Source organism: Helicobacter magdeburgensis, assembly GCF_000765825.2.
Classification (GTDB): Bacteria; Campylobacterota; Campylobacteria; order Campylobacterales; family Helicobacteraceae; genus Helicobacter_C; species Helicobacter_C magdeburgensis.
Map to the genome: position 1 here is coordinate 1 of NZ_JRPE02000016.1, position 25,686 is coordinate 25,686.

Genomic DNA, 25,686 nt, shown 5'->3' on the forward strand with positions numbered 1-25,686 from the left:
GAAACTCACAATCACTTCATCTCCAACTCTTGGAGTATGATAAAAACCTGAACTTGCACTTGCAATAGGGGAGCTTACTCTAAGATAAGGAGAGTAATGGTAGCAGCATTCTTTCTGTTTTCTTTCTGTTGTGTTGTGTTCTTATGAGAGAATTCTCATTGCTTTGTGGAGTATTTGTATCTTTTGTATTCTTGTGTTTGGTTTTTGATGTGAAAGGGAGAGGAGAAATACTCATTGGGAATTTTCTTTTATTATGAGTTTGCCTGTTTCATCGATAAGGTTATCTTTAGCCACTTGTTTAATAAGCTTAAACGGAGTTGCAGATTCAGAAATTTTCGTAGTCATTATAAGGTCATAATATTCCTTAGGATTTAGGTAAAAAATTTTTTCAAAAAAAACTTTGTATTGATGATTCTTATAAATAAATTCTGTAATTTGCTTAAAAGCCTTTAAATAAGATTTCTGCATACATTCTGTGGTTTCTAATAGTGGAATTATAGGATTTGCACCTTCGGGTAAAGAGCTGGCAATTTCATCTTCTAGCTTTAGACATTCTTTCCTTTCTTTTATCATATTAAGTGAGATTTCTTTTAATTTTATTTTGTCTCTAGGGTTTATGTGATTGATTATATATTGATAATAACTTGAATAAAAATTGTCTGTTAATGCTAATACTTTGTTTCCATAGCTATTTCTTCTACCAATTTTATTGCATATATACAACTCATCAGCATTTTTATCATCGTCTATAACTTTAGAACAATCAAAGCTAGGCTGTATCTCATCTTGTTCCAACAACAACTCATCAATATCTAAGGCATTAGCAACGCTCAAAATGAACATCGTGATAAATAGGAGTTTATTTAAAATCATTAAATGTTTTATTTTCACAGCTCATTCACCCTTTTCAAAATCTTTTGCATTTTTGGCTGATTATTATATTTTTCTTGCAAAATTTTGTAAGTTTGCGGGAGTGGCTTACAATATTGCTCTATTTTTTCATTAAGCTCTTTTTCTCTTGCTTTATCATATCCATATTCACCACGAAAGTAATTGCACCCACAAGCATTTTGTATGTATGTTTGTATATCTTGTGGATAAAGCATTTTGGATTCTATAATGCCTTGCACATTTGTATCTATTTGTTTTAAAGATATATCATAACTTCCATAAGTGCAAATTTTCTCTCCATTTTCAAAAGCTTCTAGGCTGATTTTCACCTCTTTTGTATTTTCCCACTGCACCTTGAGAGTTTTATAGCCATAGATTTCACTTTCCTCATTATCAAGTGTTTGTGTGATATTTTCCATAGTCTTAATACTCTGTGGAAGATAATAGCCCTCTGAAAAACCAATTTTCATTTGCCTGTAAGCTTGCGTGATATTTGTATCTGTAAAAGTCTTTTCTTCTTCTATTTGTGCAAATAGACTATAACAACAAAATAGAATAATGAATATGTAACGCATTTATGCTCCTATTTTCCATTGAATGACCAATGTGGGTCATCAGGCGGATTTTTTACCAACTTATAGACTCCATAAGTTGCTCCAATATTATGGAGTTCTTTACATTGAGCACCATATTTGGCGTTAAAGTGTATTTTTTTCCTGTTTTGTCTTTAATCTTTATATTTTTTGTCCAAGTAATTGTCATATCAATAGCTTTACCTAAAATATGATTCGATGTAAGGGAAGCTTTATCCCTCATTCTATAAGCATTTTTCATCTCCAATGCTTTTTCTCTTGAAATTTTTTCTGAATAATTACCGCTAGAATCTGTATGTATCCAATTAATTGGGATATTTTCTTTTATTTCATAGCAATATTTGTTTTTGAAATTAACATTATTGCTTTTATTTTTCATACTATTCAAAAATAAACCTGCTCTGCATAAGCAAATCTTGCCAATGCAAAATATTGACAAAAAAGATTTCATTCTTCATCACTCCAAGCTCGTGGGCGACATCTCGCAGATTCGCATACCAAATATATATCCTCATTTCTGTGTGAGAGTCTAGTTTTGCCGCCAACGCTGACAAAATCCCATATTTTCCCAACAAATTTCACTTTACCACGATATACACACCCATCACCACTATAATAATGTAAATTCCATACGATGATATGTTGTTTCAAATATTGTTCCATTTGCTTTAAATCTTTTGGTAAAGATTGCGTATTTTTGCAATGTTCCAATGCCTTCTCATCACTTATACCACTATTTTCCCAATTTATTTCCGTATCTATTGCTAACACTTCTAATGTTTTTTTTAAATTCTTCTGCATAGGGTGGCAATGGTATTGTATAATTTTCATTAGCAAAAAGACTATACATAAGTAAAATAATTACACTACTCTTTTTCATACAAATCCTTTGCCTCCCCTCTAGTCTTTTGAGGCGAAATATCATCGTGTTCGTAAATATCATTTTCAGTAAGATTATACTCAGTTTTCAAAATTTCTACTAAATTCTTTATAGAATCTTTTTGGGTTTGGTCGGTTTGCTCGGAAGTATCCCAAGTAGCAGCATAAAAAGTAATTTGTGGATATTTATTGTCAATAGGTAATTTTCTTAAGTCTGTAGCCTTTCCCACCACTTCTATGCCAATGGATTCATTATTAATGGGATAGCGATTTGGATATGCGAAATTCTTTTCCTCCTCTTTTCTTACATTATCGTGGATTTGTTTTGGTATTTTGCCTTGATAATAACCTAAAATCTTTTTTGTATAACCTATAAGACTTTGAAACAAAGCGCCTACGATAATGCCGCTTAAAATCATTGTGGTGGTTTGATAGGGCATATTTTTGTTATAGCCAATATACACAACTAAAGCAAGTGAAAGAATGCCAAAGATGAATCCAGCAATGCTGATATAATCCATACTCAAGCCCAAAAGTAGTCCTAGCACTGCTCCAAAGCTTGCTCCACTTGTAACGCCTAAAATATCAGGTGTAGCTAAGGGATTGCGAAATAGACTTTGAAATGCCCCACCAGCTACACTTAATCCAGCACCAACAATAATGGCTACAAGAATACGAGGAAGACGAAAATAAAAGACAATATTATTTTGTGTCTCATCTCCATAGCCACATAGCACTTGGATAATATCTTCAATGGGCAGAGCATATCTCCCGCTGCTAAGACAAATAAGAGCAAAAATCACTATGATGAAAGAGCCTAAGATATAGGCAAACATTGCTTTTAGAATCTGCATTAATAATTCCAGATATATTTAACAAAAATATTTCTACCCGGCTCCACAAGGGGATTTGTAAGGGCTATTGGCTTGCTGATGTTTTGTACAGTTACAGGATTCCTGCCGACTTGATTAAAGAGATTATTTGCTCCAATTAAAAGCTCCATATCTTGTAGTTTTGTAGAAAAGCCACCAAGTTTTAGTCCCAAGTATAAATCCGTCATTGTGTAGGCTTGTGTTGCCCTCTCTTCCTTTTGATCTATGCGAGTTTTTGCTCCATATCCCCTTTGTGTGAGATTGACATACCATTTGTTAAATTGCAGTGATAAGGACACTTGAGCATAAAGTGGTGCAAGATAAGCAATAGGTTTATTGTCTGTGAGATTTTCACCATAATTATAAGAGCCTACATAGGAAAGTATCAGCGTATCATCAAAAAAGCTATGTCTCCCCTCAATTTCTACACCTGTAATCATAGCCTTTCCTATATTTTCATATCTGTAAAGGTTATTGGTGGTAACTGTTGCATTTTGATATGAACTAAGGGCTAGCATATCAGTATAATGTGTAAAAAAGCCAATTAATGAAGCGTAGTGATTATCACTTTGGAATCTAAAGCCAAATTCAGCACTTTGGGAATATTCTGGCTTGATGAGTGGATTTGCGATGGTAAGTGTTGAACTGCCACTTGGTGTGGCTTGCATACGCTCACCGGCACTTGGATTCTTGAAGTTGTGACTGACATTAATCACATTGCTTATATAGTCATTAAGAAAATACACTGAACCAAGAGAGCCTGTAACAGCTCCACTATGGATTACGCTATTTTCATCAAGTAAGCGAGAGTTTTCAGTATTGGCCTGACCACTTCCGGATTGCTCTAAACTTGATTTTGTTTTTGAAATAGTTGTGAGAACATAATCTCCCCTAAGAGATGCTGAAAGATACCAAGATGGAGTAGCACTAAAATCATCTTTAATAAATAAAGCAATATCAGTATTGCTTGAGGGACGATTTGTTGTGTTGCTCACATTGGCTATAAGATTATTTTGCCTGACTTGTGTTGGAGAGTATGAGCTTTCAAATTCTGCTCCATAGGTAAGATAATGCTTATTTATTCTGCTATCAAACACAAGTCGTCCGCCAAAGTAGTTATTATTATAGACTTGTTGATGGATATTTACTCCATTGAATGCGGTGCGGTTATTCCAAATATCCGTATCCCAATGTCTATAATAGAGATAGCTTTCCATAGATTCCGCAAAAGAAAGTTGAGATTTTTTCATTCCCACTCTTAGATAATATTCGCTGATTGGATTTTCACTCATTAAGATTCCATAGCTTGATCCCGGTGCTGCACCTAAACCTCCAGCACGATGAGATTCTACTCTTGTATAGCGACCTTGAGTATAGTAGCGTGTAGAATCTTTGGTATAGCCAATGTTAAAATCCACGCCCAAATAGTTAAATGATGAATTTTTTGCTTTGTATGAGCCATTTTCTTTAATGGGTGTAGTGTAGTCTTGTGCTGTTTTTGAGCTTACTCCAATAAGCATATCCCAGCCTCCGCCGCCGCCAAGCACTTCTGCCCTACCGCCAAAAAGATTATTCACACTTCCATATTCTAAGGCACGGATTCTAGCTGTGGCAGCAAAAGTATCGCTTTGTGTATTGTATGATGAAGTGCGAGATCTAAAATTTACAACGCCATTCATAGCATCACTTCCCCATAGTGAGCTTGCCGGACCGCGTATGATTTCCACGCTTTCAAAGGCATAAGGATCAAGAGTGTTAAATTCTAGCGTATTGCGCCCAGAGTATCTCACACCATCTATCATCACAATAGAGCGAGAGCTATTGGAATTTTGCCCACGAAATGTGATTTGCCCATTGATACCACCAGAGCGAGAGTATAAGATTCCGGGCACAGATTCTAAGACAGATTGTATATTGCCATTACTTTTTTGGAGCAAGTCCTTTTTTTCAACAACGCTAATTTGCTTAGATTGCAGCTCTATGGGTAATTCCGACATAATTACCTGTGCTTTGACAACAGATTTTTCAAGCTTGACATTCCTTTCTGCACTGCTTATTTTTTCTTCTTGCTCGTCAGCTTGCATATAAAAAGGGAGCATAAAACAGCAGAGAAAAAGAGACGCACTTTTTTTAGTAGAGTGTTTCATTTTGAATCCTTTTTCATTAAATTAAAAATAAGAGCGGTTATTATATTGAAATAAAAAACAAAATGCAATATAATCCAAATAACTTCCAAAAATCACTTAAATGAAAGGATAAAAAGATGTCTAGTAAATGTGGTTATAGTTGTTCAAAAAATAACTTAGAGAATCTTTATTATTATAAAGAGATTGAATCTTTTGGTAAGATTGCCTATCTTGAATCAGGAAGTCTAAAAGAACAGAGTGTTTCAACACATTTTTTATATAAGCATATTTTGCAGTATGTAGATTTGTATAATGAATTTCACTCGCTTGATTTGAGCGAATTTTGTGCGGTTGTTTTGCCTATGGGGATTGATGAGTATTATCTCTCACGCTTTAAAGATAAGATTCTTAGTTTTCTTGAATCTGGGGGCGTGGTGCTGTCTTTTATGAGTGATTTTATGCGGATTTTACCTTATAGTAAGGGCTATATACAGAGTCAGATTCCAATTAGAGATAGGGTTGTAAAGTTTGCTAAGAGTGAATCTGCGGCAATTATTTTTGATGGAGTAAGGGAATATGATGTAAATCATAGGCGTGGTGTCAAAGGATTTTTTAATCGTGGATTTTTTGATATGAGTGCTTTTCCGCATAAGGTAGAGTATTTGTTGGTTGATTGTCGGGGGGAGTGCGTTGGCTATATTGATAGAGAATCTACACAAGGTGTTATTCTCTCAACAGCAAATGCGGATTTATTAAGTTTTGGGCTTATGGATAATACGACAGCAAGAAGAATGGGGCTTAATCTTTTGCGATGGCTTGGCTATGAGCTAGAGCGGATTAAACAAGATGGGCTAACACACAAAACTGATAAAAGGGGAGAGCAAAAATCTAAGGCTTGGCAAAATGCTTGTGATATGGGGCTTAATTATTTAGATTTTGTGCCTAATAAACATACACAAAGCCTTTCTTCCCATAAGCTTGCAAATGCCATTATCACAGGTGGCAGCTCATTTCATAGATATTTTTTTACAAATAAAAATGAAAAATATGCACATTTCTTCTCTAAACGCTGCCATTTTTTAGATTTACAATCTTTGAATCTTGAAGCGTTTGATTATATTGTTTTAAGCTCAAGAATGGACGCACATAGCTTGGTTAGGTATAAACAAAAATTCATTTCCTATTTGGAATCTGGAGGGCATATTGTTTCTTTTGGGGAGATTACGCAAGATTATTTACCAAATATTAGGTGGAGGGATTATCCTGTCAATTTTTGGTGGTGGCTTATCCCTAATGCTGATATGCCTTTGTATGCCTTAGATTCAGATGGGAATAAGGCAGAAGATTCTACAAAAGATGGTTTATTTAGCAAAATGGCAGTAAAAAGTGCGAAATGGCATTACCACGGGGCATTTTATCCGCCAAAAACTGCCCAAAATATACTAGTCAATGAATTAGATGAAAGTATCATTTATAAGGATACAACTTTTAAGGGGAATTTATATGTTACCTCGCTTGATCCAGAGTTTCATTTGGGGCAGGGATTTATGCCTACGACAGAATATTTTTTTGACACATTTATGCAGTGGGTTGAGAGTGATATTTTAGAGAATGATATTGTATGTGCGAAGGGGAGGCAACAATGCGTTTCATAATGCTATATGTGCTGCTTAGTGCCAATGTGTTTGGTGCTTTTCCCTATATGTATAAAGATGATAAAGGATATAGTGTTGAGATTCCAAAAAAGCCTACTCGCATTGTGATTGGGGGCGGTATGTGGCCATTGCCATCTGTTGTTATTATGCTTGAAAAGAGTGCAAAAAGCATCGTGTATATGCCAAAATCAAGCAAAAATGTGTTAAAAAATTCCTTTTTACTTGATATGTTTCCTGAGATTAATGCCATTCCAAGTGGAGAGAATGAAAATATAGAAGATCTTCTTTCTCTTAAGCCAGATTTGTTTGTATGTCATAGTGCAAATATCAAGCTATGTCAGGCAATGAAACAAAGCAAGATTCCAACAATAGAACTCAGTGTCAATAAATGGGGGTATAACTCATTTGAAACAATCAAGGGTTGGATTACAGTGCTAGCCCCTATTTTAGATGTTGAGATAAAGGCAAAAAGATTTTTAGACTTTACTCAAAGTATTCAAGATGAGATGATGAAAAAAGTAAGGGCAAAATCAAACAATATTAAGCCAAAGGCATTGGTGATACATTATTTTGAGAGTGATAAGGCTATTTGGGCAGGCGGCATTTTTGCGGATTATTTATTGCAAACAAGTGGCGGACAAAATGTTATTGCTAGTCAAAATATTGTAAAAATAACGCTTGAAGATATATACAAACTCAATCCGGATATTATCTATATTAATAATTTTAATACGCTTATGCCCCAAGATATACTCAAAAGCCCATTGTGGAAGCCCATCAAGGCAATCCAAAATAAAAGAGTCTATAAATTTCCGTTAGGCTCATATCGCCCATTTGCTCCAAGCGTAGATTTGTCTATTTTGCTTCAATGGCTTTATATGTGTAATAATCCAAGTGAGATGGATTTTGATACGCTTTTACACTCTACTGAAGTATTTTATCGCACATACTTTGATTTACATTTGAGTAAAAAACAGATAATGAGCATTTTTTCTCCCACAAGGGAAGCTGGAGAGATTAAATAGTGTTTTTTTGTTGATTATGTTGATTGTAATGTAGGAACGCCTAAATTTTCAAGTTACATTAGGATTTGTTTAAGGATTTATTTTTTTTGCTACAATACACAACTTGACTTTCTAATTTAATTTCTCGGGGTGTTTTTATGTCTTTGTATCAGATGCTTTCTCCTTATCTTTTCAAACTTGATGCTGAAAAAGCTCACAATCTAGCCGAATCTTTCATTAAGCGTGTTTTGCCTTTGCCTTTGGTGCAGGATTATGTGGCAGGGAAAAATTGCGTGGTGGATAAGGCATTAAGCGTTGAGGTTGCAGGTATGAGATTCTATAATCCTGTGGGCTTGGCGGCTGGATTTGATAAAAATGCTACGATGATAAAGGGGCTTTCAGCTCTTGGATTTGGGTTTTTGGAGATTGGCACAATCACTCAAGCTCCACAAGAGGGCAATCCAAAGCCGCGTCTTTTTCGCCACACACAAGAGCAAAGCCTACAAAATGCTATGGGTTTTAATAATCAAGGCTCACTTGTTATCTCAAAAAGATTAAAAGCATTTTACCCCTATGCTATCCCACTTGGCGTGAATATTGGCAAGAATAAAATCATTGCCCAAAGTGATTCGCTCAAAAATTATGAAAATGTTTTGCTTGATTGCTTGGAAGTTGGGGATTACTTCACTTTCAATCTTTCATCGCCAAACACGCCAAATTTGCGTGATTTGCAAAATGTTTCATTTGTGCAGGAGCTTTTTGCTATGGCACGCACACATACGCAAAAACCGCTCTTTTTGAAAATCTCGCCAGATATGGATAAAGATGAGATGTTAAAAGTTGTTGAGATGAGTATCAAAAGCGGTGCAAGTGGGATTATTGCTACAAATACGACTGTTGATTACACACTTGTGCAGAATCCACAAGATAGTGGCGGTATTAGCGGAGCGGCGTTAAAGCAAAAATCAAAAGAGATTCTAAGAATCTTAAGTGAAAGCTTTTTTGGCAAGATAGCTCTCATCTCTGTTGGCGGGATTGACAACGCGCAGGAGGCTTATGAGCGTATTAAACTAGGGGCGAGTTTGGTGCAGGTGTATAGTGGGTTTGTGTTTCAAGGACCAAGCTTGTGTAAAAATATTAATGAAGGCTTGTTGCAATGCCTTAGGGCAGATGGTTTTACGCACTTGTATGAGGCATTGGGGCAGGATATTAAAACAAAGCCAAAAACACGCAAAAAGTCAAATGCAGATAAAACACAAGATAAGCAGGATTCTAAAATTGTCATTAAGACAAAGCCAACACAAACAAGAAAGAAAAAGCTAGATTCTAGTAAGGACACAGAATCTACCCAAAAAGCACCAAGCCCCAAAAAGACAGAATCTAAAAAAACAGAATCTAAGCCTAAAAAAACAAGGGCAAAAAAGGCGGATTCTACAAATGCGACAAAAAGCAAAGCTTCTCGCACAAAAAAAACAGAATCTAAGCTAGATTCCACACAAAATCTAGTGGATAAAGATTTGCCTACATCGCAAATAGAGCCATCACAAGCACAGCAAGATTCTAAAGCAAATTTACCCAAAGAGTGAGAATAGAGAGTGAAGATTCTAATTTTAGGAGTTTTGATGAGTGTTGTAACGAGCATAAATTCAGCATTTTCAACACAAAGTGTTTTGCCTAAGCATTATACAAAAACGCTTGAGAATGGGCTAGAAATTGTGGTTGTCCCTTTGCATAATCAAAGTGGCGTGATTGAGATAAATGTATTTTACAAAGTCGGCAGCCGCAATGAGAGTATGGGAAAAAGTGGCATAGCCCATATGCTGGAACATCTAAGCTTTAAATCTACCAAGAATCTTAGGGCTGGAGAGTTTGATGAGATTGTGAAAGGCTTTGGCGGGGTGAATAATGCTTCTACAAGCTTTGATTACACGCGGTATTTTATTAAATCAAGTGCGGGGAATTTGGATAAGTCCCTAGAGCTATTTGCCGAGCTTATGAGTAATCTTGCGTTGGAAGATAATGAGTTTCAGCCGGAAAGAAATGTCGTAGCTGAAGAGCGACTTTGGCGGACGGATAATTCGCCTATGGGCTATTTGTATTTTCGCTTTTTTAACACAGCCTATGTGTATCACCCCTATCATTGGACACCTATTGGCTTTATGGAGGATATTAAGACTTGGAAAATTGAGGATATTAGAGCGTTTTATGAGACTTATTATCAGCCACAAAATGCCATTGTGCTTGTGAGCGGGGATATTGAGCCAAATGTAGTGTTTGAGAGTGCTACAAAACATTTTGGGGCATTGAAAAATAGGACAGATTCTATCCCACAAGTTGTTGCAAAAGAGCCAAAGCAAGATGGAGAGCGACGCGTGATTGTGAAAAAAGATTCACAAGTTGAGTATCTCACAATGGGCTATAAGATTCCAAATTATTTAAGCAAGGATCAAGTGGCATTAAGTGCCATAGGGGAGATTCTAAGCAGTGGGAAGTCAAGTATTTTTCAAACCGAGCTTATAGATAAGCAGCAAATCGCTACGAGTGCGTATGCGTATAATATGGATTTAAAAGATGAGGGGGTGTTTTTAATCGTTGCTGCAGCAAGGCAGGGTGTGAGTGCAGAATCTGTGGAAAAAGAGATTTATACGATATTAGATAGGTTGAAAAAAGGCGAGATTTCACAAGAAGAGCTAGAAAAGGTTAAAATCAATACGCGTGCAAGTTTTATATATAGCTTGGAGAGTGCAGGAGATGTAGCCGGGCTATTTGGAAGCTATCTTGTGCGTGGGGATATTAGCCCACTTTTGCAATATGAAAAGGAAATCAATACTTTAAGTATTGAAAAAATCAAAGAAGTGGCAAATACATATTTTACACAAGATTCACTAAGTGTGGTTATCCTAAAAGATACCAAACAAGCAGGGACAAAGGAGTAGGCAATGGTGCAAGGAGCGATGAGTGCGTTAATCACGCCTTTTAAGCAGGGGAGAGTAGATTTTGAAACTTATGAATCTTTGATTAGGCGGCAAATCGCTTATGGAATGGACGCTTGTGTGCCGGTTGGGACAACCGGAGAATCTGCCACGCTTTCACATAAGGAGCATATGGAATGTATTGAAGTTGCGGTGGAAGTTTGCAAGGGAAGTGGCGTAAAGGTGCTTGCCGGGGCAGGGAGTAATTCTACAAGTGAAGCTATTGAGCTTTCACAATTTGCACAAAAATGTGGAGCGGACGCATTGCTATGTGTTACGCCTTATTATAATAAACCCACACAAGAGGGCTTATTTCAGCATTATAAAGCTGTGGCAAATGCGGTGGAGATTCCCGTTATGCTTTATAATGTGCCTTCTCGCACGGGTGTGAATCTTGAGATAGACACGGCAAAGAGATTGTATAAGGAGTGCAATAACATTTATGCGATTAAAGAAGCTACTGGGCTTATGGATAGGGTAGTGGCATTTGGTGCGGAAGTGCCAGAGCTTATGCTTTTAAGTGGGGAAGATGCGATTAATTATCCCATTCTTGCCAATAATGGCAGGGGTGTGATTTCAGTTACAGGCAACCTTTTGCCACATGAAATTGCCGATTTGACGCATTACGCATTGCAAGGGGATATGAAAAAAAGCTATGAGATAAACACAAAACTTTATGAAATAAATAAGGTTTTGTTCTGTGAGAGTAATCCCATACCCATAAAAGCGGCGATGTTTTTGGCAGGATTATTAAAAAATTTGGAATATCGTCTGCCATTAGTAGCACCTTCTAAGGAAAATATGGATAAAATACACAAAATCTTACAAAAATACGAGGTGAAACAATGAATAATCAAAATTGCACTACAAGTTTTATGAAGGGCAAAACGCTTGTGATTAGCGGTGCTACGCGTGGGATTGGTAAAGCGATTTTGTATAAATTTGCACAAAATGGCGTGAATATCGCATTTACTTACAATAAAAATGAGGAAGAGGCGGCAAAAATCGCACAAGATGTTGAATCTAAGTTTGGTATCAAGGCGAGATTCTACCCCTTAAATGTGCTTGAGCCAGAGCAGTATGTGGAGTTATTTAAAAAGATTGATGAAGATTTTTCACGCATTGACTTTTTTGTGTCAAATGCGATTATTTATGGTAAGAGCGTGGCAGGTGGCTTTGCACCATTTATGCGTTTAAAACCTAGAGGGCTAAATAATATTTATACCGCAACGGTTTTGGCATTTGTCGTTGGTGCACAAGAAGCGGCTAAGAGAATGAAAGAAGTGGGCGGAGGGGCGATTGTCTCTCTTAGCTCAACAGGGAATCTTGTATATATGCCAAATTATGCTGGACACGGAAACTCTAAAAATGCGGTAGAGACAATGGTAAAATATGCTGCAACAGAGCTTGGCGAATGGGGCATACGCGTCAATGCTGTAAGTGGTGGTCCTATTGATACTGATGCGTTAAAGGCTTTCCCTGATTATGCGGAAGTTAAAGCAAAGGTTGAGGAGCAATCCCCGCTTAATCGTATGGGGACACCTGAAGATTTAGCTGGTGCAGCGTTTTTCCTATGTGATGAGACACAGAGTGCTTGGCTCACTGGACAGACTATTGTCATTGATGGTGGCACGACTTTTAAATAAGTTAAACCCATTGAGTATAGTGTTTTCAAGTCTTCAAAGCTAAAATTTTAAATGCTGAATCTTCAAGTTTCAAATCCTTTTAGGCGTATAAAAGCTATGCTTGATATGCCTTACACTCCTTTTTCTTGGCGTGAAAAGCAAAGCTACAAAAAAGTTTTTATGTGGCTTTTTATCTCTTTTATTTTCGCAAGTTTTTGTGTAGCTCCATTTTATATCCAGTGGATTTTTGAGCTTTGTGAGGTGGAATCTCCTAAGATTCTACTTTCTGTTTTTGGGTTGCTAAGTATCGCAAGTGTGCTTTTCACACCTAAAAATCGTCGCTTTAGCGTGGGATTTTTCATTGGAGTGTTGTGGTTTTATTGGATAAGTTTGGGATTAAGATATTTTGATATGAGTGTGCTTATCCCGCTTGTGGTGGTGGCTGAAGCCTTGCTTATTGCTTGTGTATTTTATGTTGGATTATGGTGTGAATGTCTGCTGTGGCGGTTTGGCTTTATAATGCTTTTAAGCTTTTTTACGCCACTTGGATTTGATTGGATTATGCTTGAAAGTGTATTTGCTTTTAGCTATTTTGGAGTGGATAAATTAAGCTTAGGGCTTATTGTGCTTGGGCTGTGGGTTGCTATCAAATATGAGCGTTGGTGGAAGATTGTAGGGATTTTATGTCTTGTTTTTGCTCTAGATTCTAAAACTTTTAGTGAAAATCCGCCACATATTCCGCTAAAAATTAAGCTTATGCAGAGCGAAGTCAGTCAGGATATTACTTGGCGTATGGAGCAAATGGAGAGTATTTTTCAAAACTATATAGACCAAATAGAGATAGCAAAAAATGAAGGCTATGAAGCTGTTGTTTTAGCTGAAAGTGCCTTTTATGTGCCTTTAGATTCTAAGTATTTTTCCCACTTTGACAAGATTCTGCAGATGAGTAAGGATATTGTCATTATTGTTGGGGCATTGCGTGTGGAGCAAAATGAAAATGGTGAAGTGCTGTATTTTAATAGCACTTATAAGTTTGAAAATGGTGAGATGACATTCCTTGATAAAGTGTTGCTTGTGCCTTTTGGGGAGCGTCTGCCGCAATCTTTACTGCCCATTGTGAATGTATTTTTTGAAGGCATTGGGGGATTTAGCCCGGGGCGTGAGTTTGGGTATTTTGACATTAAAGGTGTTAGGTTTAAAAATGCGATTTGTTATGAAGGGACAAATAGTGATTTTTATGCGGATAATCCTAGACTAGTAATTGTAACAAGCAATAATGCGTGGTTTGTGCCAAGTATTGAACCCATTTTGCAAAAAAATCTTATGAAATATTATGCGAGACTACATAATAGCACGATTTTGCACGCTACAAATCTTTCTAAAGCCGCCATTATCGCACCTTGAAATTAAGTGTTTAAAGTTTTGCGTTTTTAAGCCGATATCAGCTTATTATGCTATCATACGCATTTTAGAATCAAATATAAGGAGTTAAAAATGATTCGTGTAAAAAGAATTTTCTTGTTACTTGCTTTGGCTGGGGGCGTGGTGTTTGCTGCTCCAGCTAAAAACAATAATGACATCAAAAAGCAGTTGTTGGGGAATTTTGCAAGTGGGTCAATTCTCAATGGTTCAAATAAGGCTGGGAATGTTCAACGCTGGTATCTTTTTAGCGAGGGGCATTTGGGCTATTCTTATTCAATGCTTGGCGATTTGAATCTGCATTCAGCTGATGTGGGTTATTCTATGTATATCACATCTATTAAGTCTGCAAGTGGGTTGCGTCCGTATGTTGGGACTGAAATTACCGCTCCAATTTATGTTAAATCAGTTGGGAATTCAAATGCTTTTTGGCCCGGACAAGATACAGGCTTGCCCGGTGGGACAAAGGTAATGACGGATTTAGGTTTTAATGGTTGGGGTGTGCAAGTGCCTGTGATTGTGGGGGTGCAAGCAAGATATTTTTATATCCAAGGTATGGTGGGCTATGCCTATCATAGCATAAAGGATAATTTCTATATCAGTGATACACAAAATGACACTTCGCTCGATAATATCTATCACGGATTGACTTATGGTATCGGTATGGGTGTGAAAGTGTCAAATGTATTTAGCGTAGGGCTACGCTATGTAATGGGACAAATGACAAGCTCTTCACGCACACCGGGCCCATCAATAGCCACAGATTCTGTGCGCTCCAAAGACTTTAAAAACGATTATCAGCGTATGTCTATTATCTTTGGTGTGGTGTTCTAAGATTCTATTTTTGTAGAGAAACTCCACAAGACAATCGCTTTTGGTAGCCACTCTCGCTAGAGGGTGGCATTTTTTTTGCTTCATACCTTTGGAAAATTTCTAAAGGTAGCCTATGTCTCAACAAAGTTTTAATATCGCTTCAGCCGTGCATTCAGCCTTTAGGCTTTATGAGGAAAGCCAATATCACGAGTGTATGGATATTTGCATTCAGATTTTAGGTATAGACTGCACGCGTGCAGACATTTGGAGTTTGGCAGGTATTGTTATGCTAAAGCTTGAAATGTATGAAAAAGCGGTGGAATACTTTACCCAAGCCTCAAATTTTGCCCCAAATGATTTGAGCCATAGGATAAATCTCGCAGAAGCCTACCGCCGTAGTGGGAATCCCAAAGCAAGTATTGATGAACTAACCTTGCTTTTAACGCAAGAAAAGGTAATGGAGAACACCCCGACCTTGCCAACTTTGCATTTTAACCTTGCAAAAGCCTATTCTGATATTGAAGATTCACAAAACTCCATTAAACACTACACTATCGCTATTAAGCTTGATCCCAACGATTTGGGAGCGATGTTTAATCTTGCCAATGCACAAGTGAGCTTGAAGCATTTTGGGGAGGCAATTGAGCTGTATTTGAACGCTTTAAGTAAAGGCTATCTTGATGCGGGTGTGAATCTAGCTAATACTTATGTGCAAATTGGGCTTTTTAGCGAGGCATTGGAGGTGTATCGTGGCATTTATCAATACTACAAAGATGATAGTGATTTTTTGTTTAACTATGCTAATGCGTTAAATTATGCAAATGCTCTGCCCCAAGATACGCAAACACTCTATCAACAAGCCATAGGGCTTAATCCGCAAAAAAGCGAGTATTGCATTAACTACGCACATTTTTTGCTCAAACATTTAGATTTGGTAAATGGATTTAGAATCTATGAAGAGCGTAAAAAGCTCCCAAATATGCTTCCACAAGGTATTACAAAGCTTTGGCAAAAGGGTGAGTGTTTGAGTGGTAAAAATGTGCTTATCTATCACGAGCAGGGGCTTGGAGATTCTATTATGTTTAGTCGCTTTGTGCCACTATTGCAAAAGGTTGCTAAAAATGTGCTTGTGCTGATACAAGAGCCACTTTTGCCCCTTTTTGAAAAGTTTCATATCCCTTGTGTTTGCGGGATTACACAGGACTTGGAATATGATGTGGCAATCTCCCTTCTATCTTTGCCATATGCTTTAAGCGTATCTCATAGGCAAGAGTTAGAATCTCTGCCTTTTTGTGACACACCTAGAATGGAAACTCACAAGATTAAAACCTATGGGGTCAAAAAAATCGGCATTTGCTTTAGCACAGATTCTACTTTTCCTGAATCCGCAAACAAGAATATTCCCTTTGAAGTGCTGATGAGTGCGTTAAGTGAGGCTCAAAGGTTGGGCGTTGAGATTTACTCCCTTAATAAAGCAGAGTGCGAAAATCAAAATGAGAATCTCAATAAATTTGGGATTATCCAAAAGCCAATGAATGATTTTTTACAAACTTATGAGATTATCAAAGAGCTAGATTTAGTCATTAGTATTGATACTGCTGTGGCACATTTAAGCGGGAGTATGGGGAAGCATACGCTTGTTTTACTCAATAAACGCTATGATTGGCGGTGGGGTAATGGTATAAGCACACCGTGGTATGAGAATGTGCTGTGTATGACACAAAGCAAAATGGGTCAGTGGAATGATGTGGCTCAGAATCTTAAAGCATATTTGGGAAGCTATATTTAGCTTTAGCTAGATTCTAGATAAATCTAGCAAACAATGTTATTTCAAAAACTCTGCTATTTCCAAAACTCTGTATCGTGGATACCAACATCTGCAGCTTTAAACACAGGGTTTTTGCCTTCTTTGCGTTGTTTTTCATAGTCTTTTAGCACTTTTACAGCAATATTGCTAAGTAGCAAAATTACCACAATATTGATACTCGCCATAAAGCCCATAAACACATCTGCCAAGTCCCAAGCAAGCTGGAGATTGAGCTGTGCGCCTACAAAGACCATTGCCACTGCTGAAAAGCGAAAGATTTGTAACGCGGTTTTATTGTGTGTAATAAATTTAAAATTTGCTTCAGCATAAAAATAATTCCCAATCAATGAAGTAAAGGCAAAAAGCACGATAGCCACACTCACAAAAAGCAAACCAAAAGAGCCAAAATAGCCCTGCATTACATTTTGCATTAATGCCATACCTTTTGCGTCCGCATAGGTGCTTAAATCCGCACATAGCACCATAAACGCACTTGCCGAGCAAATAATAAGTGTGTCAATAAAGACGGAAAGCGTTTGCACCATACCTTGTTTGGCAGGGTGGCTTGTGTGTGCGGCAGCTGCGGCATTTGGTGCAGAACCCATACCGGCTTCATTTGAGAAAAGCCCCCTTTTTACGCCAATGACAATGGCACTTCCTGCAAAGCCACTAAAAATAGCCTGAAAATTAAATGCCTCTTGTAAAACATTGCCAAAGATAGCAGGAAGCCTATCAAGATTCATACCAATGACAATCAATGCTACGACAAGGTAGCCAAATGCCATTACAGGCACAAGCACGGTGGAGATGGTAGCTGAGCTTTTCCCGCCGCCAAAGAAAAAGAAGCTCACAAGAGCGGCAAGGATAAAGCCTACAAAAAATGTAAAATAGCCTTCATTAAAGCTTTCACTACCTACAAAAATTTCAAATGCGGAAGTGAGTGTATAGGACTGCAATCCGTTAAATCCATAAGTAAAGCACAAAATAAGTGAGATAGCAAAGATAACGCCAAGTGTGCGGGACTTGAGAGCTGTTTCTATATAATAAGCTGGACCACCCTTGTAGCGATGCTCCCCATCACTGCGTTTATACACTTGAGCGAGAGTAGATTCTACAAATGCACTCGCCCCACCTACCAAAGCAGTTAGCCACATCCAAAATAAAGCTCCCACGCCACCGCCGACGATAGCCACAGAAACACCCACAATATTGCCAATCCCCACGCGTGAAGCAGTAGAAATCATCAACGCTCCAAAGGGCGAGATATGCTTTTCGTGGCTTTTTTCTTTTAGCACCATAAAGGCATCTTTAAGAAAGCGAAGTTGAATGAATCTTGTGCGGATAGTTAAGTATAAACCACATAAAATCAGTGCAAATACAAGCCAATAAGTGTAGAGAAAGCCACTTGTGCTATCAACAATGCTATGAAAAATGTCAATAAAACTTTCCATTCTAATCCTTTGAAAATAAATGTAAAAGCGTATTCTTTCATAAAAGAGTGGTTTGCGTATGTGGCATAGCGGTAGAATGACAAAAAAGAATCTTATATGCTACGATTTGTATCATTTTTAGAATCTAAACATATCAATAAGATACAAAATGTAACATATCAAAGGCAAAGCAAGACAAAAGGATAAGGATAAATAGAAGCAATATTCGTTTTAGCGTTAGGTGAAGTGTCTTTGCTTGAAATATTTTGACTCTTAGATTTTTTATTTATTTTTTCTGTCATACTGATCCACAGCGAAGTATCTATATTTTTTTTGTGATTCTAATTTTTTGTTTTTTTATAAGGGGGAGGGGCTTGAATTTGCAAGTGTGGATTAGTGCTTACGCACAAATGCGAAGTCGGCTCGTCTTGCCACTCATTCCCCTTTTTTATAAAAATTTTAAGTGTAGATTTAAAACAACAGAATCTACCTATCAAGTTTCACAAATATAAAAAACATTCTCTAAGATTCCGCAAAAAGAAAAAAGGTTTATTCAATATCTTTTTTTAAATCTTTTCTTTTTCGCAAAAAGGGGTTTATCCCTTCCCGTTCGCAATCGTGTCGCTCACCCCTTAACCCAGAAAAGAATAAAGCGACCGCTTTTTACCCTTACGGGATTTGCAAAGCTACATCGGCAATCAAGGAGAGAGCCTCGCTATTCTGCTAACGCAGAATCTAAAGCAGATTCTACAATTGCTAAAGTGGCAAAGCACGACTTTGCCACCATAAAATTAAATCGCACAAAGTGCCAACCTCTTAAAGCGTCGTCGGGTGGGGGATATATAAGGGGGAGCGAGTGGCACGACCACGAGCCGACTTCGCATTTGTGCATAAGCACTAATCCACACTTGCAAATTCAAGCCTCTCCCCCTTAGCAAAAAGAAGAAAATCCCAAAAACATAGATACTTCGCTTACGCTCAGTATGACAAAGCAATAAAGCAAGAGAGAAAACAACAAACAAGACTAAGAAAGAAAAAACAGATTCTAGAATCTAACATAGTGATTTTGGTAGTTTTTGTATTGAATAAAAAAGATACTTTGGCAAAGCCCGAGTAATGACATAAGATAGACAAGCTTTGATATAACAAGTAAAAGCATTAGAGTGATACAAATCCCCTCACAAATCGGGTCCCACTAGAACTAATGAAAGGGCGTGTCGGTGTTGATTCTAAGTTGCAATCCCCTCACAAATCGGGTCCCACTAGAACCGACTCTCCCAAGTCGGCTCTAGTATGTGCTTTGAGCGTTTTCAAAGCTTGAAATATCCTAAAACACGCAACTCTAGCCAAACAAGTCATATCAAAATGTCAAAAAACGCCTATTTCTAGGGAATGCCACAAGGGCTTTTAATGGTTTTATGATAGATAAAAGGTGTTAAAATAGAGTAAATCGTCTTGGTATTTTATAGAGAATCTTATTTTAGGCTTTAGGATTTTACACATTTTTATAATATCTAATAAAAATTATAAATGAGAGTTTTATAAGAATTTTACAAAAAAGGTTAGAATATTTAGAGATTTGCTGGGTGGGAGAGTAAGGGTAGCGGAAAGTAAAATATATGGGGTAAAAGCTCAAAGGTAGAATCTAGGGAGTAGAATCTAATTTGGCGATGTCTTTCACGCTAAAACTTCTAGTGGTAGCCTTGTGTTTTAGCGGTGTTTTGGAGACTGATAACAAGCTCATCATAGCTGATATTTGCGTTTTTAAGCGTGGCGGTAAGCTGCTCTAGGGAAGCGTTCATACCGCCTTTGGATTCTATCTCACAGAGTTTGGCATATAAATCACTCATAAACTTTACGCCTTCTTTGCTTGGGCGGCGGCGGACAGAGTAATAGCCGATGATGTTGTGATTTTCATCAAATGAGAGCGTGATATTGGCAAATACCCAATATATATTTTTTTCACGCGAAAGATTTTTGACAAAGCCGAAAAATTCCTTGCCATTTTGCACATTATCCCATAGGAGTTTAAAGGCGATTCTGGGCATATCCTTGTGGCGAATGATGTTGTGAGGCTTGTTTAAAAACTCCACTTCTTTATAACCGCTAAATCGCACAAAATCAGCGTTGCCATAAGTAATATGCCCTTTTAAATCTGTCTTTGAAGTGATAAGCGTGTTGTTTTCAAGGTAAATTTCCACAGCTGCCCTTTGTCAAATTTTATCAATATGGGATATTTTAAGATTCTGCCATAGCCACATAAGCATTCTTAAAAAATATTAAAGTTAAGTTATAATAATGTTTTTATTAAATTTAGCTTAAAAATGGAGAATAAGATTTGGAATCTTTGCTTGTGGCGGCATATAAACCACCTTTTATCAGCTCAAATGCGTATCTTGGACAATTAAAAAGGCATTTTGGCATAAAAAAAGGTGGCTATTTAGGCACACTTGATCCATTTGCTCAAGGTGTGCTTGTGGTGGGCTTTGGGAGCTATACGCGGCTTTTTCCACATTTGCGAAAAACGCCTAAAGTGTATAGGGCGACTTTGTGGCTTGGGGCAAAATCATTAAGCTTAGATATTGAGAATATCACTTTGGTTGAATGTGTAAAAGAGCAGAGCAAGGCTCATATCAGCGAGATTTTAGAATCACTGCAGGGCACTTTGAGCTATACTCCGCCAAAATTTAGCGCAAGGCATATTAATGGCAAAAGGGCTTATGAGCTTGCAAGGCAGGGCGAAGAGTTTGAACTCTCGCAAACGCAAATGACAATTTATGATATAAAGCTCCTGCATTACAATCACCCATTTTTGCATTTTGAAGTGAGTGTGAGCGAGGGGGCGTATGTGCGGAGTATTGGAGCGATGATAGCAGAAAATCTTGGTGTGAATGGGGTATTATCACATCTAGAGCGTGTGAGTGAGGGGGAAATGAGTGTGAGCCAAACTCAAGGATTAAAGATTCTAAATCCCATTGAGTTTTTGCCCTATAAGAGACTAGAAAATATGCAAAAATTTTATGATGATATGTATTGTGGTAAAAAGATTTTGCTAAAAAATATAGAAAAAGGCAAATATATAGTGTGTTTTGATGATTTTTTCTCTATAATTCAAGTTTTGAGTGATGGTAGCGTAGAATATATTGTGAATAGGATAGAGTTATGTTAATACTTTCAAGAAAGCAAGATGACAGCGTCATTATAGGCGATGAGATTGAAATAAAGGTGATTTCCATTGATAAAGGCAGTGTGCGACTGGGCTTTTCCGCCCCTGAATCTTGTGTGATTTTACGCGGTGAGCTAAAAGAGGCGATTACAACGCAAAATAAACAAGCCTCTCAAGCTCAAGATTCCCAAACTATGGACAAAAATACTATAACGCAAATAAAATCGCTTCTTAAAACAAAGAGTAAAATATAAGTTGGACTTTTGATGACTTTCCGTATATATCCAAAGGTGAATATTTTTTTAAAAATCGTGGGTTTTGAAGCGGGATTCCATATGCTAAACTCACGCTTTGTCTTAGCCCAAGGTAGCTTGTATGATGAGATGTGTATCACGCAAAAGGATAGCTTTTGCATAAAGGGTGATTTTAGCTGCGAGATACAAGACAACCTTATTTTTAAAGCAAAATGCGTTTTGAGCGAATATTTAAGCCAACAAGGCAGAGAGACATTAGGCTTAGAATCTTTACATATAGAGGTACAAAAAAGGATTCCCCAAGGTGCAGGACTAGGCGGGGGTAGTGCAAATGCGGGGGCATTTCTTAGGGGGGCAAATGAGATTCTATCTTTGGGGCTTAGAGAAGATGAACTAGTAGGCATTGCCAAGTATATCGGGGCTGATGTGAGCTTTTTTGCTAGTGGATTAAGGAGTGCAAATGTCAGCGATAAGGGTGAGAGAATAGAATCTATGCGAGAAGATAGAATGGAGTATGAGATTTACACGCCGAACTTGTTTTGCGATACAAAGAGAGTGTATAAGGCATTTGCAGATTCTATCCGCGATAAGTCTAGGCAGTATTCTTTGCCAACTACGCAGTGGTTTTGTATGGAAAGCAAAGAGATTTTAGAATCTCAACCTGATGTAGCGGAGCTGAATGATTTATTTGAAAGTGCGTGTGTGTGTTATCCATATTTAAGAAATGTGGTAGATGAGTTAGGGCAAGGGTGGTATTTTAGCGGCAGTGGCAGTAGCTTTTTTAAGCTTAAGGGAGCGGAGTGATGCAAGGAAAAGTGATTGCTAAAAACAAAAAAGCCTTTTTTGATTATGAGATTTTACAGACTTTAGAGTCTGGCATTGCTTTGCTTGGCAGTGAGGTGAAAAGTATCCGTGCTGGGCGGGTTAATCTCAAAGATAGCTTTGTGAGAATCGTGCGTGGGGAGGCGTTTTTGTTTAACGCACATATTTCATTTTTGGAAACGACTTTTAAGCATTTTAAGCCAAATGAGCGGCGAGAAAGGAAGCTCTTGCTCCATAGAAGTGAGATTGATAAGCTTTTTGGCAGTGTGAGTAAGGAAGGGCTATCCATCGTGCCTTTAAGTATGTATTTAAACAAAAGAAATAGAATCAAGCTTTCAATTGCCCTTGTGCGTGGGAAAAAGCTCTATGATAAGCGTGAGAGTATAAAGAAAAAAACACTTGAGCGTGAGGCTAGGGCAAATATGAAAGACTATGGGAAAAAGATTTAGTATGTGTGGGAATCTCCACAACATCATAACAAAGGAGTTTGTGTGAAAGAAATGGTTGATTATGGGGTGCTTGGAATATTGCTATTTTTAAGTATTGTGGTGCTTGGCGTGGCATTAGAGCGGTGGTGGCTGTATCGCAAGATTAACCTTGCGGAGTTTGAGGACAAGCGGGTGTTGGAGCTACTTTTGCATAAGCGTTTAACATTGATTGCTACGATTGGCTCAAACGCACCCTATGTGGGGCTTTTGGGAACGGTTGTTGGCATTATGGTAACTTTTGTTGAGATTGGCTCAAATTCGCTTGTGGATACACAAAGCATTATGGCAGGACTTGCCCTTGCGTTAAAAGCCACGGCTGCGGGGCTTGTGGTGGCTATACCGAGTATTGTATCTTATAATCTTTTGTTACGCAAAGCTGAGGTGTTGCTTTCACTCTGGGATATTACGCATAATCCTTTAAACTCATCACACAACGCACCAAAGGTGGTAAGTAAATATGATGTGTAATAGACTAGATTCTATGGCGTGTATGGTATTTGTGGTGTCATTTTGGGGGAGAAAATGAAAAAGATAGATTCGCTTAACCTTATTCCCTTTATTGATATTATGCTTGTGTTGCTGGTGATTGTGCTAACAAGTGCTTCTTTTGTCGTGCAGAGTAGGATTCAAGTAGATGTCCCGCAGATTGAAGATACACAGGGAAATAATGCTGATAAAAAGGATACGCATAGCATTACAATCAATAAGGAAGGGCAGTTTTACCTTGATGATAAGGCGTTGGATTTAGAGGAGTTAAGGACACATTTAAGTGAATTTGATAAAAATACGCAGATTATTATTCGTGGGGATAGGCAGAGTGATTTGGAGTTTTTTCTTAAAATTACAACAATGCTGCGTGATATGGGGATAAATGATGTCTATGTCATCACAGAGCAAAAATAAAGGCAAGGAGCGTGTATGCAAGAGATAAATTGGCTGATTAATATTTGTTTTACTATCATTATGGTGGGGCTTTTTGTGTGGGATTTTAGGACTTTTGGTGAGCCTACACATAAGGATTTTAAAGCCATTATTATGAGTGCTGGGGTGCTTGGGACTTTTGTGGGGATTTTTGTGGGGCTTATGGGCTTTGATACTTTGGCACTCCAAGATTCTGTGCCTTTATTGCTTGATGGATTAAAGACGGCATTTTACACTTCTATTGTGGGTATGGGACTTGCCATTACGCTTTCAATCATTCAGCGGGCAAAGGGCATTAAAAGCACGCAAGATATGAATATTGATTATATCCTTAATCAAGCACAGAATCTAAGTTGTCTTAAAGGTATAGAAAAAGGTATGGAAGGGCTAAATAGCAAAACAATAGAGCTTCCTACAAAAAGCGATATGCTTCAAATCAACACCACAACAAACGCCCTTTTAGAATCTAGCCTTAAAAAGATTGATACCTCCTTGCAAGAAGCGATTAAGCAACTTGCTTCAGGGGCTTCAAAGGAGCTTATTGCCGCATTGGAGCTTGTGATTAGAGACTTTAATCAAAATTTACAAAATCAATTTGGAGAGAATTTTAAAGAGCTTAATAATGCCGTTGGCAAACTGCTTGAATGGCAGAATAATTACAGGGATAATGTGGAGCAAAGCCAAGCGTTATTGTCTCAAACACAAGATGCCCTGCAAGATAGCACAAAGGCTATGGGGCAAACTCAAGCGACTTTAGAATCTATCACAGCACAGAATGAGAGTGCAATGGAATTTTATGGTAAAACGCTTAGTGTGATTGAAGAGATGAAAAATAAGGGCGAGATTTTAGAATCTCAACTTCAGCAAATCTCCACATTGGGGGAAAATGCCAAAGTGTGCCTTGCTGATATGGAGAAGTTTTTTGCGGGTGCGACACAGGGCTTTGCTACACTTGAAACCCAAGCCAAAGAGCAGTGTATTAAACTTGAAGAGGGTATCAAAGAGTATTTTAGCAAGTTTGATGAACACGCAAGTGAGAGTATGGAAAATCTCAGGCGATTTATGGAATCTAGCTCAAAAGAAGCTAAAAATTCTCTTACAGAAGTTTTGGATAATCACACTTCACTTTTCCGCACACAATGCAGTAGCCTTGCAAATGAGAGTGGAGAGCTACTCAAAGGGCTTTTAGATTCAGCAAATACACAGCTACAAACACTCAGCAAAGAGTTAGAGAAAAATATAGAACAAAATAGAGAATCTAGCACACATAATGCCGCAGAGTTTGCTAGACTGCGAGAGCATATTGCCACAAATCATAGTGCGATTGTAGAAAGTTTAGAATCTAGCCTATCGCGTTTAAATAGCCATAATGAAAGCATTATGCAAGATATGTCAAAGGGTATGAAAAGTATGCAGGAGATGTATCTTGCAACTTTAAGTGCGAGTATGGATTCTGTAATGACAAAAGAGCAGGAGATTATTAAAGCAAGGGTAGAAGCCTTAAGCGAACTCGCACAAAAGACAGATTCTAATCTCAATACGCAATATGAGCAGGTGAATAATTTCTTAAAAAAACTTGCCACAGAGTATTTAAAAATTATGCAAAAGCTGACAAAAGATTCTGTGGCAATCCCCAAAGATATGGGCGTGCAGGTGGTAAAAGACTTTGGCGACTTGCAGCATAATCTTCTTTCACATTTAGGCAATCTTAACGCCCAGATTCAGCATAATAGTATGCAGCTTGTTGAGCTTTATCGTAATGTTGAAAATCTGTTGAAAGAAAATGTGGAAGGGAACAAGTCTTTGCAAAATGAGATTAGAGAGACTTTCACTAGCCTTGATGATTCAATGCAGGGTAGTATGGAGAATTTCAAGGAGAATTATGAGTGGTTTTTGCGGCGTGTGCGTGAGCTTATCGGCTCAAGGCAATAGGGGAGTGGCAAGGGCAA

24 protein-coding genes and 2 pseudogenes are annotated in these 25,686 nt (G+C 37.7%); 16 read left to right on the top strand and 10 right to left on the bottom strand.

Translation table 11 applies throughout. The annotated features are described in order from the left end of the window. From LS74_RS11480 to LS74_RS09145, 7 genes and pseudogenes are all read right to left on the bottom strand, one after another. A pseudogene (locus LS74_RS11480) lies at nucleotides 1–81 on the bottom strand (hypothetical protein); the annotation flags it as partial. Between the two features lie 150 nt (nucleotides 82–231). Beyond that, complete coding sequence (locus LS74_RS11070) at nucleotides 232–891, bottom strand: lysozyme inhibitor LprI family protein (RefSeq protein ID WP_052086472.1); 660 nt, start codon at nucleotides 889–891, stop codon at nucleotides 232–234. Then, nucleotides 888–1,466, bottom strand: coding sequence for a hypothetical protein (locus tag LS74_RS09120; protein ID WP_236096898.1), 579 nt, complete (start codon nucleotides 1,464–1,466; stop codon nucleotides 888–890). The genes LS74_RS11070 and LS74_RS09120 overlap by 4 nt, the downstream gene beginning before the upstream one ends. A gap of 52 nt (nucleotides 1,467–1,518) precedes the next feature. Further along, nucleotides 1,519–1,935 carry a hypothetical protein gene (locus LS74_RS11485; RefSeq protein WP_236096899.1) on the bottom strand — a complete coding sequence of 139 codons (417 nt, stop codon included), beginning with the start codon at nucleotides 1,933–1,935 and terminating at the stop codon, nucleotides 1,519–1,521. Then, nucleotides 1,932–2,285: a hypothetical protein gene (locus LS74_RS09135; protein ID WP_236096900.1), complete on the bottom strand. Its 354-nt coding sequence runs from the start codon at nucleotides 2,283–2,285 to the stop codon at nucleotides 1,932–1,934. Before LS74_RS09135 ends, LS74_RS11485 begins: the two co-directional genes overlap by 4 nt. A gap of 65 nt (nucleotides 2,286–2,350) precedes the next feature. Further along, entirely contained in the window at nucleotides 2,351–3,217 is an 867-nt protein-coding gene (locus LS74_RS11490; protein WP_084584313.1) for an iron chelate uptake ABC transporter family permease subunit, read from the bottom strand. After that, nucleotides 3,217–5,382 carry a TonB-dependent receptor gene (locus LS74_RS09145; RefSeq protein ID WP_034588427.1) on the bottom strand — a complete coding sequence of 722 codons (2,166 nt, stop codon included), beginning with the start codon at nucleotides 5,380–5,382 and terminating at the stop codon, nucleotides 3,217–3,219. Before LS74_RS09145 ends, LS74_RS11490 begins: the two co-directional genes overlap by 1 nt. Before the next feature lie 116 nt (nucleotides 5,383–5,498). Between LS74_RS09145 and LS74_RS09150 the strand changes: the two genes are divergently transcribed. The 9 genes and pseudogenes from LS74_RS09150 to LS74_RS09190 all read left to right on the top strand — a co-directional run bounded on the left by LS74_RS09150 (nucleotide 5,499) and on the right by LS74_RS09190 (nucleotide 16,638). Beyond that, nucleotides 5,499–7,016, top strand: a complete 1,518-nt coding sequence (locus tag LS74_RS09150) for a hypothetical protein (protein ID WP_138129063.1) — start codon at nucleotides 5,499–5,501, stop codon at nucleotides 7,014–7,016. Continuing rightward, complete coding sequence (locus tag LS74_RS09155) at nucleotides 7,004–8,041, top strand: ABC transporter substrate-binding protein (protein WP_034589441.1); 1,038 nt, start codon at nucleotides 7,004–7,006, stop codon at nucleotides 8,039–8,041. Before LS74_RS09150 ends, LS74_RS09155 begins: the two co-directional genes overlap by 13 nt. 137 nt (nucleotides 8,042–8,178) lie before the next feature. Further along, nucleotides 8,179–9,234: pseudogene (locus LS74_RS09160) on the top strand (quinone-dependent dihydroorotate dehydrogenase); the annotation flags it as partial. Nucleotides 9,235–9,642: 408 nt separating this feature from the next. Beyond that, entirely contained in the window at nucleotides 9,643–10,956 is a 1,314-nt protein-coding gene (locus LS74_RS09165; RefSeq protein ID WP_138129067.1) for a M16 family metallopeptidase, read from the top strand. Nucleotides 10,957–10,959: 3 nt separating this feature from the next. Beyond that, nucleotides 10,960–11,841: a 4-hydroxy-tetrahydrodipicolinate synthase gene (dapA, locus tag LS74_RS09170; RefSeq protein WP_034588969.1), complete on the top strand. Its 882-nt coding sequence runs from the start codon at nucleotides 10,960–10,962 to the stop codon at nucleotides 11,839–11,841. Beyond that, complete coding sequence (locus LS74_RS09175) at nucleotides 11,838–12,638, top strand: enoyl-ACP reductase (protein WP_034588972.1); 801 nt, start codon at nucleotides 11,838–11,840, stop codon at nucleotides 12,636–12,638. The genes dapA and LS74_RS09175 overlap by 4 nt, the downstream gene beginning before the upstream one ends. Before the next feature lie 51 nt (nucleotides 12,639–12,689). Beyond that, nucleotides 12,690–14,021 (top strand): apolipoprotein N-acyltransferase, encoded by a 1,332-nt coding sequence (locus LS74_RS09180; protein ID WP_236096901.1) that lies wholly within the window; start codon nucleotides 12,690–12,692, stop codon nucleotides 14,019–14,021. Between the two features lie 90 nt (nucleotides 14,022–14,111). Then, nucleotides 14,112–14,870, top strand: a complete 759-nt coding sequence (locus LS74_RS09185; protein ID WP_115026003.1) for a hypothetical protein — start codon at nucleotides 14,112–14,114, stop codon at nucleotides 14,868–14,870. Nucleotides 14,871–14,982: 112 nt separating this feature from the next. Next, on the top strand, nucleotides 14,983–16,638 hold the full coding sequence (locus LS74_RS09190; RefSeq protein ID WP_034588963.1) for a tetratricopeptide repeat protein: 1,656 nt from the start codon (nucleotides 14,983–14,985) through the stop codon (nucleotides 16,636–16,638). 53 nt (nucleotides 16,639–16,691) lie between these two features. Here LS74_RS09190 and LS74_RS09195 read toward each other — a convergent pair whose 3' ends face one another. The 3 genes from LS74_RS09195 to LS74_RS09200 all read right to left on the bottom strand — a co-directional run bounded on the left by LS74_RS09195 (nucleotide 16,692) and on the right by LS74_RS09200 (nucleotide 20,287). Then, nucleotides 16,692–18,107, bottom strand: coding sequence for an alanine/glycine:cation symporter family protein (locus LS74_RS09195; protein WP_034588961.1), 1,416 nt, complete (start codon nucleotides 18,105–18,107; stop codon nucleotides 16,692–16,694). Nucleotides 18,108–18,801: 694 nt separating this feature from the next. Then, nucleotides 18,802–18,978, bottom strand: a complete 177-nt coding sequence (locus tag LS74_RS10950; RefSeq protein ID WP_167480479.1) for a hypothetical protein — start codon at nucleotides 18,976–18,978, stop codon at nucleotides 18,802–18,804. Nucleotides 18,979–19,777: 799 nt separating this feature from the next. Then, nucleotides 19,778–20,287 carry a PAS domain-containing protein gene (locus LS74_RS09200; protein WP_034589485.1) on the bottom strand — a complete coding sequence of 170 codons (510 nt, stop codon included), beginning with the start codon at nucleotides 20,285–20,287 and terminating at the stop codon, nucleotides 19,778–19,780. Nucleotides 20,288–20,424: 137 nt separating this feature from the next. Here LS74_RS09200 and truB point away from each other — a divergent pair, with 137 nt between their 5' ends. The 7 genes from truB to LS74_RS09235 are packed head-to-tail and all read left to right on the top strand — an operon-like array spanning nucleotide 20,425 to nucleotide 25,669. Beyond that, entirely contained in the window at nucleotides 20,425–21,255 is an 831-nt protein-coding gene (gene truB, locus LS74_RS09205) for a tRNA pseudouridine(55) synthase TruB (protein WP_034589484.1), read from the top strand. Continuing rightward, nucleotides 21,249–21,506, top strand: coding sequence for a carbon storage regulator (locus LS74_RS09210; RefSeq protein ID WP_034589483.1), 258 nt, complete (start codon nucleotides 21,249–21,251; stop codon nucleotides 21,504–21,506). The genes truB and LS74_RS09210 overlap by 7 nt, the downstream gene beginning before the upstream one ends. 12 nt (nucleotides 21,507–21,518) lie before the next feature. Next, on the top strand, nucleotides 21,519–22,310 hold the full coding sequence (locus LS74_RS09215; RefSeq protein ID WP_138129069.1) for a 4-(cytidine 5'-diphospho)-2-C-methyl-D-erythritol kinase: 792 nt from the start codon (nucleotides 21,519–21,521) through the stop codon (nucleotides 22,308–22,310). Next, a complete protein-coding gene (smpB, locus tag LS74_RS09220) occupies nucleotides 22,310–22,777 on the top strand; it encodes an SsrA-binding protein SmpB (protein ID WP_034589187.1) in 468 nt (155 codons plus the stop codon). Before LS74_RS09215 ends, smpB begins: the two co-directional genes overlap by 1 nt. A gap of 42 nt (nucleotides 22,778–22,819) precedes the next feature. Further along, nucleotides 22,820–23,284 (top strand): TonB-system energizer ExbB, encoded by a 465-nt coding sequence (exbB, locus tag LS74_RS09225; RefSeq protein ID WP_034589189.1) that lies wholly within the window; start codon nucleotides 22,820–22,822, stop codon nucleotides 23,282–23,284. Nucleotides 23,285–23,338: 54 nt separating this feature from the next. After that, entirely contained in the window at nucleotides 23,339–23,719 is a 381-nt protein-coding gene (locus LS74_RS09230; protein WP_034589193.1) for an ExbD/TolR family protein, read from the top strand. Between the two features lie 15 nt (nucleotides 23,720–23,734). Beyond that, the gene (locus LS74_RS09235; protein WP_034589197.1) at nucleotides 23,735–25,669 is read left to right on the top strand and encodes a hypothetical protein; all 1,935 of its coding nucleotides are present in this window, start codon (nucleotides 23,735–23,737) and stop codon (nucleotides 25,667–25,669) included. Nucleotides 25,670–25,686 lie beyond the last annotated feature (17 nt).